The sequence below is a fragment of the Aquiflexum sp. genome (assembly GCF_041749095.1).
Classification (GTDB): Bacteria; Bacteroidota; Bacteroidia; order Cytophagales; family Cyclobacteriaceae; genus Aquiflexum.
Map to the genome: position 1 here is coordinate 20693 of NZ_JBGTCA010000057.1, position 7930 is coordinate 28622.

Sequence of the window (7930 nt, forward strand, 5' to 3'; positions counted from 1 at the left end):
TTTTTTTGAACCGCTTTTTGACATCCCCCTTTTATGGTATTGACAGGGACATTTGAAATTCTGAATTTTAGATCAGGCAAACATTATGATGATTGTTTTAAAATTAGGGGCTTTGCTTAGAATGGTATTTTATTGTCACTTAATTTCAACAAGATGAAAACTTTCAGTGCTTCTTCAAAATCTGAGGATTCCTTCGCAAAAGTAAAGTATGGGAAAAAGATAATTTTTAATTTATTGGGTTTAGGGATTTCCCTAGTCGGATTGATTGGATGTGCAGAAGAGCAGGACCCTAACAATCCTAATACAAATAACCCAAATAACCCTAATCCAATAGTTAGTGTTGAAGTAACAGCTACATCTCCCGAATTCATTTTCTGGGGCGATGAGTTGACATTAACAGGTAAGGGTTTCTCTACCAAACTTGAGGACAATTTTGTTTGGCTCAAAAATGAAACAGCTGCATTTGGGAGTTGTTCATCTGATAACAGGGCTGACTCTACTGGCTGGCGAAAAGCAACTGTGCTAAGAGCAACTGCCACATCTCTGACCATAAAGATTCCATATAAAACTGCTTCAGAAAATTCAAACAATAGGGCCTGTGGGGTAATCAATCCAAATATCAGCGTGACTGTAAATGGGAAAACAGCTGTTTCTGAGAAGGTCAAGCTGCTTGGAATTCCGCATATCCGCGAAATATGTTATTCCAATTCAGGTTACAAAGGAGCAGGGATGATTCCTGGAAAGGAACTTGAAAACCAAATCAGTATCCCTGGTGTTGGTCTTTATGGAGCAAGTTCAGGAATAGATAAAAAAATGAAACTGCTCGTTAATGGTGTTTACTTACCCCTGACTAAAGTGGAATCAACAGGCCCAACCAATTGTGCCGACAGTTATAAATTCGTAATTCCAATAGAATTCGCCAATGGCAATTGTGCCACTGCCGACCCTGTACTTACAGGTCGCTTTGCCAATATGATGGATTTTGTTGCGGTTATTGATGGTACCACTAAATCTTCTGAAAAATTAACTTACCCAGTGTCCTCATTCCCTGATCGTTCTTACAGCACATTTACCCAAAGGTCATTTTCTTATAGCGCAGCGGGCAATCCCGAGATTGTTTTGACCGGAAAAGGCCTCAACTGGTATCCGGAAGCACGATTTTCCCCACAGGGAAGTACCGGTTGTACTTTGGCTACTATTGGTCCAGTGCATTCTGAAAGTGGAACCAAGCTTACGATATTGGTTCCTTTGGCACAAATGCAGTCTGGTTGTAGCTATATACTTACACTGGTGGATGTCTGTGGGCGGGTCAGTAATCAGGTCGGTCAGGTTACGATCGGGGCATGAAAAAAAGTATAGGTGAAATCCTAATATGTGTTTTATCCCATATTTTTTAATATAATCATAGGGATTTACTTAAAGGAATATAAATTGTGGTATTGGCTATTTAAAAAATTAGATTTTCAGATCAGGACTTGTTGAATTTATAGCCATACCCGCTTTTTTTCAGAAACTTTCTGAAATTATTGGTTTTGAGGATTTTATTCAGCGCTTTTTCTTTGTCTGCAGCATTGTTATAATAAGATTCACAGATTCTGTAACCTATAAAATAACCCAGGTCAGCGGGACGGTCTTTGGAATTGTTGCCGTTGTACAGCCATTTGCTGTAGTTATTGCCGTACATTTCTTGGGAAAATTCTTTCCAGATCTGCTCCTCATGTTCATATCCGTAAGCGTACATACCGACATTGATGGATGTGCCGGTGACTTTCTCGGCAATAAAGTCTGCTGCGCCTTCCATGATGGTCATGGTCAGGAGACGATGATTAAGGTGACCCCATACCACTCCCGGACCAAAGCGCTGTTGGGTATGTACCATTTCGTGTGCCGTAAATTCGAGGATCATGGGTTTTTTGGGCAGGGTATGCTTCAGCCAACCGTTCATGCCCTCCCGAACAGTCGTACTGTCTGAGGCAACCATTTCAGTACCTATTAGAAGCCATCCATCCCTTACTGTTCCACCTGTTGACAAAATCCCTATGGCAAAACATATTTTTGGTGCTTTGAAGTTTTTTAAGGCTTGCCCGTACAATTCTATCTGATCTTCTATTTCCGATCTGTAACCTTCAATCGAAGTTGTATTTTCTCTCACCGATTTCCAATATTCCGGATATCGGCCGATCTGAGCAATGTATTTTTCGGCAGTGAGGTGCCTTGCTTTGATCAGCTTTTTGAATCCATTGCTTGCTTTTCCAAGATAGAGGACATCCATGATCTGTACGCTGTCTTTCCTTGTTTTGGCATTGTGCAATCTGTCAAAAGCATCCCAAAAATTATCAATATCAGAAGTGACAATCAAAGGTGACCGGGCAAAGGACGAAAAGCCAATAGCGCTGAAAGAAAGAAATAAAATCAGGATAATCTTCAATTCTATATGGTTTACTGGTTTTATAAAACTAACCATTATAACTTATTTATTTGGAACATACGGGATTTTCGGCTAAAAAATGCTTTTGGGCCAGTAACGACAAATCATTGATATTTGGATGGGAAAAGATAATGAAATAAAAATCAGGAACATACGTCAAGGTATGGAAAATCTAAAATAAAAAAGGCAGCCAAATGGCTGCCTAAAGTTAAGTTAGGAAATACTTATCGTTTTGACAGGTTTCCTTTTCGCCTCTTCTTTTTTGGGGATTTCAAGGTTCAATATACCGTCCCGGTACCGGGCTTTGATTTTGTCAGCTTCCACAGTATTGGGAAGATAAAATGACCTTTTGAAGGATTGGTAACTGAACTCTTTTCTCGTGAAGGTTGAATCTTCATCGAAATTTTCGGAAGACATTTCAGAATGAATTGTCAGCATGTCATTGTCCAGCTCAATGTGGAAATCTTCTTTCTTCATGCCAGGGGCTGCCATTTCCACCCTAAATTCTTCATTGGTTTCGACGATGTTTACCTTTGGGAGGGTGCTGTCTTCAGAAGTCCAGTTGTCCCGACCGAACAGGTCCCTCATCAGGAAATCATCAAAGAATGATGATCTCATTGGTGCAAATCCGTTTCTTTTCATGAGTGAGTTCATAGCTTTTAAATTTTAATAGTGAAACATTTTAACATTTTCTGTCAATAAGAACCTTGCGTAGGGCAAGTCTATCATTATTTAATTACTATTGTATTAAACCATGGTTCATTATTATTTATACAAGATTAATGCCAGCTCCCAAAAAATGAAATTTTGACAGGGTAAACCTGAAAAAATGACAAGAACCTGTCATTTTTATTATTGAAAGTACTTGCACTCTTCTTAATAAAACTTAAGATCTTTTATCAGCTGGGAGTAACCAGCTCTCCAATTTTTCCTGAAGTTTGAGGGATTGGGTTTCGTTGATCGGTTTCTCCCAAAAATCTATTACCAAAGGAAACTTTTCGGATTTTTCCCTGTCAACTTTACTCAATGAAGAAGTTACCATGACCACTTTGATATCAGCTTTTTTGATTTTGTTGGTCAGAAGTTCCAAAAAATCCCAACCGGACATTTTGGGCATATTGATATCCAAAAAAATCAATAATCTTGAAGAATTTACATCCATGGTAAAAATATAATCCAAGGCTTTTCTTGCATCAATGAAACATTCAGGATGAGCAGTTAAATGGCTCTCTTTGATAATGATCTCGTGAAGAAAAACAACTCCGGGATCATCATCTATTATAAAAACTTTTGGTTTATCAAATGTCACTATTTTCTTAAGTTTTCAGATTTAGAATGCGTATCTCTCACAATCGCATCAAGTTGTTTCAATGTATCCAATAATTCTCTTTCAAGTTGCTCACGGCTTTTGCCTACATGAGCGTATTTAGGATAGTTGATCAATAATTGATTGATACCCATAGCTTTGGTCAAAGGGGCCCTGACCAAATGGGACTGGTTCCATGTAATTTCTTTTAATGTATTGTTTTGGACTTCTATTTCCGATATCGCATTTTTTAATTTTTCATTGGAATTGCTTAGTTCTAAAGTTCTTTGGTTTACTAATTCTCCCAAATCATCTTTCATTTTAATATTGAAATAATATTTGACAATAAAATAAATCAAAATTAAAAAGAAAACAGCAACTAATACTTTGAATGTTAAAGTCTCAAAGAAGTAAGCTCTGACCACAATCGGTAAAGATTGAACCGAATCCAATTTACCGTATCTCAATACTTTCACCTCAAGGTTGTATTTACCTGGTTTCAGGCTGTTAAAATTGAGATGCCTTTGGTCTTTAATTGGTAGCCATGCCCCACTTTCACCATTAATCCTATAAAAAAATGAAAATTGGTCAGGGTTATCAAAATCAATGGTGGTAAATGAGATATAAAAACTGCTCTCACTTGGTGGAATTTCAATTATACTTTCAATTGGTACCCTTTGATTTCCTATTAACAGATCATCCCAGAGAAAATTGGCCGCTTTTTGCTCTAAAGTTGAAATTGCAGATGGATCCACAATTCCAATTCCTTCGACCGTTGGAATCCATATTTTACCCGAAAAATCTTTTAAAGCTGATGGAAATATCAGTCCGTTGGCTTCCGAGTTGGGCATCCCAAGATTTTTGTTGTAAAGTACTGAACTGACAAAAAAATCCACATCACTATTATCCTTAAACCTCTTCAATTCTGAATTGGAGATATATTGGACTCCGAAATTATTACTGATCCATACACCATCTAATTGGTCGTGAGTGATACTGAAAACGCTTTGGGATTTTAGGCCATGGGACTTTTTAAGTGCTTTGAATTTCCGGTCGGAGTACAATACCATGCCACCATGTGTACCAAGCCATAGGTCTTTATCCTCGTCCTCATATATACAATAAATTATATTCTCCCCGGGGGTCAATGGCAAAGTCTGGTTTTCTATAAATTGGCCATCCTTTATCCTGAATATACCCTGATTCATTGATCCAATGAGGATTTCTTTGTTTTTCAGTTCCGATATGCTTATAAAATTGGCAGTAGCGAAATTGTCCGGCAGGTCAACTTTTTGCAGCATTCCGTTTGCGTTTATATAATGGATACCTCCATTTCTGGTCAAAATCCACATCCAATTTTTGGTATCTTTGTAAACAGCATAGACATAATTGCTCTTCAGCCCATCCTCAAGTGTTATAGTATCGATTACTTTCCCGGAATGGCCATTGATAACAGAAACCCCGGAAGAGGATCCGACAAAAATTTCATTCTCTCTGCTGCCAATAGTAATCACCCCATTTTGTAACAGGCCATCCTTCACATTAATGGAATGGATGTCGCCTGATTTTATTCTGAATATACCATCTGATCGCGTTCCGACCCAAATACTGCTATCTGCTTCCTGATAAATGGCTTTGATATTTTTTTCTTCAAAAATTTCAAAATTCGGCTGATTTACTTTTGCAGGTTTGACCAATGCAAGACCTTTTCCAAGTGTACCCAGGTAGAGATTGTCCTTTTCTTTAATGATCTTTCTAACGGTATAATTTTTCAGTTCCGGATACGAAAAGCGGTTTACTATTCCATTTTCGATCATCATCAGACCCATTTCCGAGGATCCGGCCCAGATTCTGTTTTCGGAATCAGAAACAAGACTGACGGGGTTGATGTCTTTTATATCTTCATATGAAAGAATTTTTTCCATTTCATAACTTTCCCTCAATCTATAAATCCCGGATTCCGGAGATGATATGTAGATGGCAGATGAGTTTCCGAAAATTCTCTGCACTGAAAAACTCATTGATGAAACAAGATTGGACTCCCTTGATGTGAAATCAATTTCATATAATCCTTGGTTGGTACCGACCAAAATTTTAGTATTACCGAGATTGAAAAAACTCCATATTTCAAGGGAAGATTCTGGATTCCAAAATGGAAGATCACTAAAACTGTTATTTTCCAAAATATATATCTTACCATTTTGGGTTCCGATCAATAATTCCCCATTTTCATTTTCTGATATTGCTCTGATCCAGGTTTTTTTTGTTATTTGGGAACAATCGATCACTTGTAAGATGTTTTTATCCAATTTGGCTATGCTTTTGTCACCAGAAGCCCAGATTCCACTTTGGGTTTTAAAAAATGCATAGTAAGTCTGTTCCAGCATTTCAGGATAACTGTCCATATCAAATACCTTCGGAAAAGTCCCATCAAAGCGAGCTAATCCTTCTTCCGTAGCCATCCACAAAAATCCCGTATTATCTTTCTCCATGGCAAAAATTGCATTTTGGGGTAATCCATTTGAATTGTCCCAGATTTCCAAGACATAATTTTTACCCATAATAGGGATATCGTGCCGGGCACTGTCAGAATTGGATAGGTTTAATCTCTCCTTTGAAGTCAAGGGAGAAGTAAAAATTAATATTAGAAAAGATATCTTTAAAAGGATTTTAAAGGTCAAAATCGTAAAGCTAAGCGTGATAGATTTTTTATAATTTCACAGGAAATTTTGAAATCACTGTGGATCAATAATTTTTCAGTTTATTCAATATCCTCAATTGACTTGCCCCAAATAACTTAATAAACTTCATAGTAAATACCCATAGAGGAATATTTAATTTGGTTGTAATTAATATATTTTTAAGGTAATTGTAAAGTAAAGTAACAATAAGAATTCGGTATTTTTTATTTAAAGCAGACCTGAAAAATAAAATAAATAAGAGCTTAGTTTATTATTTGTTTTAAGCTCCAAATTTCATAGTTTAAAATACTTGAACTTGTATAGAAACCTGAATTACGTTTGTTTTTTTTCTGATTTTTATCTCATTAGTTTTTTCAGGAAAATTCATGGATTATCAAAATGATCTTAACCCTACTTCTTCATATTCGGAAATTCCAAAAAACTGACAGGTATTTTAACTTTCAGAGCGGGATTTTACAGCAAATCTTGCCCATAAACCAGTCAGGCTTCTCTTTTCACCCTTTTTAAATGACAATGTGTGTTCAAATCTTGAGAGGGTGCACTGGGGAATTTGAGCAAAAGTAATTCTAATTTCAAAATCACATGAAATCAAATCTCACCCAAATACCTATGCACCATACTGATACTCATGGAACCTTCACCAACAGCGGAAGCTACCCTATTCATAGCCCCTGACCTGACATCCCCTGCGGCAAATATTCCAGGTATACTGGTTTCCAATAAATAAGGATCTCTTTTGAGCTTCCAGAATTTTTTGAATCTAGGATCCAGTTTCAGATCATTTCCTGTGACCATAAAGTTCTTGGTGTCTTTCACGATCAATTCGGGCAGCCAATGCGTAACCGCCTGAGCACCGATAAAAATGAACAAGGCTGCTGCTTCTTGTTCTTTATCCTCATGGTTTTTGAATTTCACCAAAACCTTTTCCAATTGGTTATTACCTTTTACCTCAGAGATTTCCCCTTCTGTCCAAAGGTCGATGTTTTCAACAGAGGCGATCTGATCGATAAGGTATGAAGACATGCTTGCTTCCAGTCCGGTGCCCCGTATCAGGATGATTACCTGTTTTGCAAACTTGCTCAAATACATGGCGGCCTGTCCTGCAGAATTTCCTCCTCCAACTACCATGACTGTTTTGTTTTGGCAAAAGGATGCCTCCGTATTTGCCGCACCGTAATATATTCCTGCCCCCAACAATTTTTCCATTCCCGGTGCATTCAGGGTCCGGTAATTGACCCCTGTGGTGATGACCACACTCTTCGCATTGATTTTTACCCCGGATTTTAGCAATATGGTTTTGTATGGATCATTGAATTCCAATCCGGTGACTTCTTGTGGGGACAGAAATTCGGTCCCAAATCTTGTAGCTTGTGTAATAGCTCTTCTGGTAAGGTCAGAGCCACTGAGACCTTTTGGAAATCCCAGATAATTTTCAATTCTGGAACTTGTTCCTGCCTGTCCTCCCGGAGCTCGTTTGTCAATCAATAGGGTTTT

Annotated in this window: 6 protein-coding genes; 1 reads left to right on the forward strand and 5 read right to left on the reverse strand. The window is 37.7% G+C overall.

The window, feature by feature from the left end:
• Positions 1 to 153 precede the first annotated feature (153 nt).
• Complete coding sequence (locus ACEW8O_RS03665; RefSeq protein WP_373493270.1) at positions 154 to 1347, forward strand: hypothetical protein; 1194 nt, start codon at positions 154 to 156, stop codon at positions 1345 to 1347.
• Between the two features lie 121 nt (positions 1348 to 1468).
• On the opposite strand, the gene ACEW8O_RS03670 is transcribed toward ACEW8O_RS03665, so the two are convergent.
• The 5 genes from ACEW8O_RS03670 to ACEW8O_RS03690 all read right to left on the reverse strand — a co-directional run.
• Positions 1469 to 2428, reverse strand: coding sequence for a DUF2268 domain-containing putative Zn-dependent protease (locus ACEW8O_RS03670; RefSeq protein WP_373493271.1), 960 nt, complete (start codon positions 2426 to 2428; stop codon positions 1469 to 1471).
• Positions 2429 to 2641: 213 nt separating this feature from the next.
• The gene (locus tag ACEW8O_RS03675; protein WP_373493272.1) at positions 2642 to 3082 is read right to left on the reverse strand and encodes an Hsp20/alpha crystallin family protein; all 441 of its coding nucleotides are present in this window, start codon (positions 3080 to 3082) and stop codon (positions 2642 to 2644) included.
• A gap of 232 nt (positions 3083 to 3314) precedes the next feature.
• Positions 3315 to 3737, reverse strand: a complete 423-nt coding sequence (locus ACEW8O_RS03680) for a response regulator (protein ID WP_373493273.1) — start codon at positions 3735 to 3737, stop codon at positions 3315 to 3317.
• Positions 3737 to 6358, reverse strand: coding sequence for a two-component regulator propeller domain-containing protein (locus ACEW8O_RS03685; RefSeq protein ID WP_373493274.1), 2622 nt, complete (start codon positions 6356 to 6358; stop codon positions 3737 to 3739). The genes ACEW8O_RS03680 and ACEW8O_RS03685 overlap by 1 nt, the downstream gene beginning before the upstream one ends.
• Positions 6359 to 7024: 666 nt before the next feature.
• Positions 7025 to 7930: NAD(P)/FAD-dependent oxidoreductase (locus ACEW8O_RS03690; protein WP_373493275.1), on the reverse strand; the 906-nt coding region annotated here is incomplete at its 5' end.

Bases quoted from the DNA above. Each gene is read 5' to 3' on its own strand.
- ACEW8O_RS03665 (WP_373493270.1), top strand. From the start codon at position 154: ATGAAAACTTTCAGTGCTTCTTCAAAATCTGAGGATTCCTTCGCAAAA.
- ACEW8O_RS03675 (WP_373493272.1), bottom strand. From the start codon at position 3,082: ATGAACTCACTCATGAAAAGAAACGGATTTGCACCAATGAGATCATCA.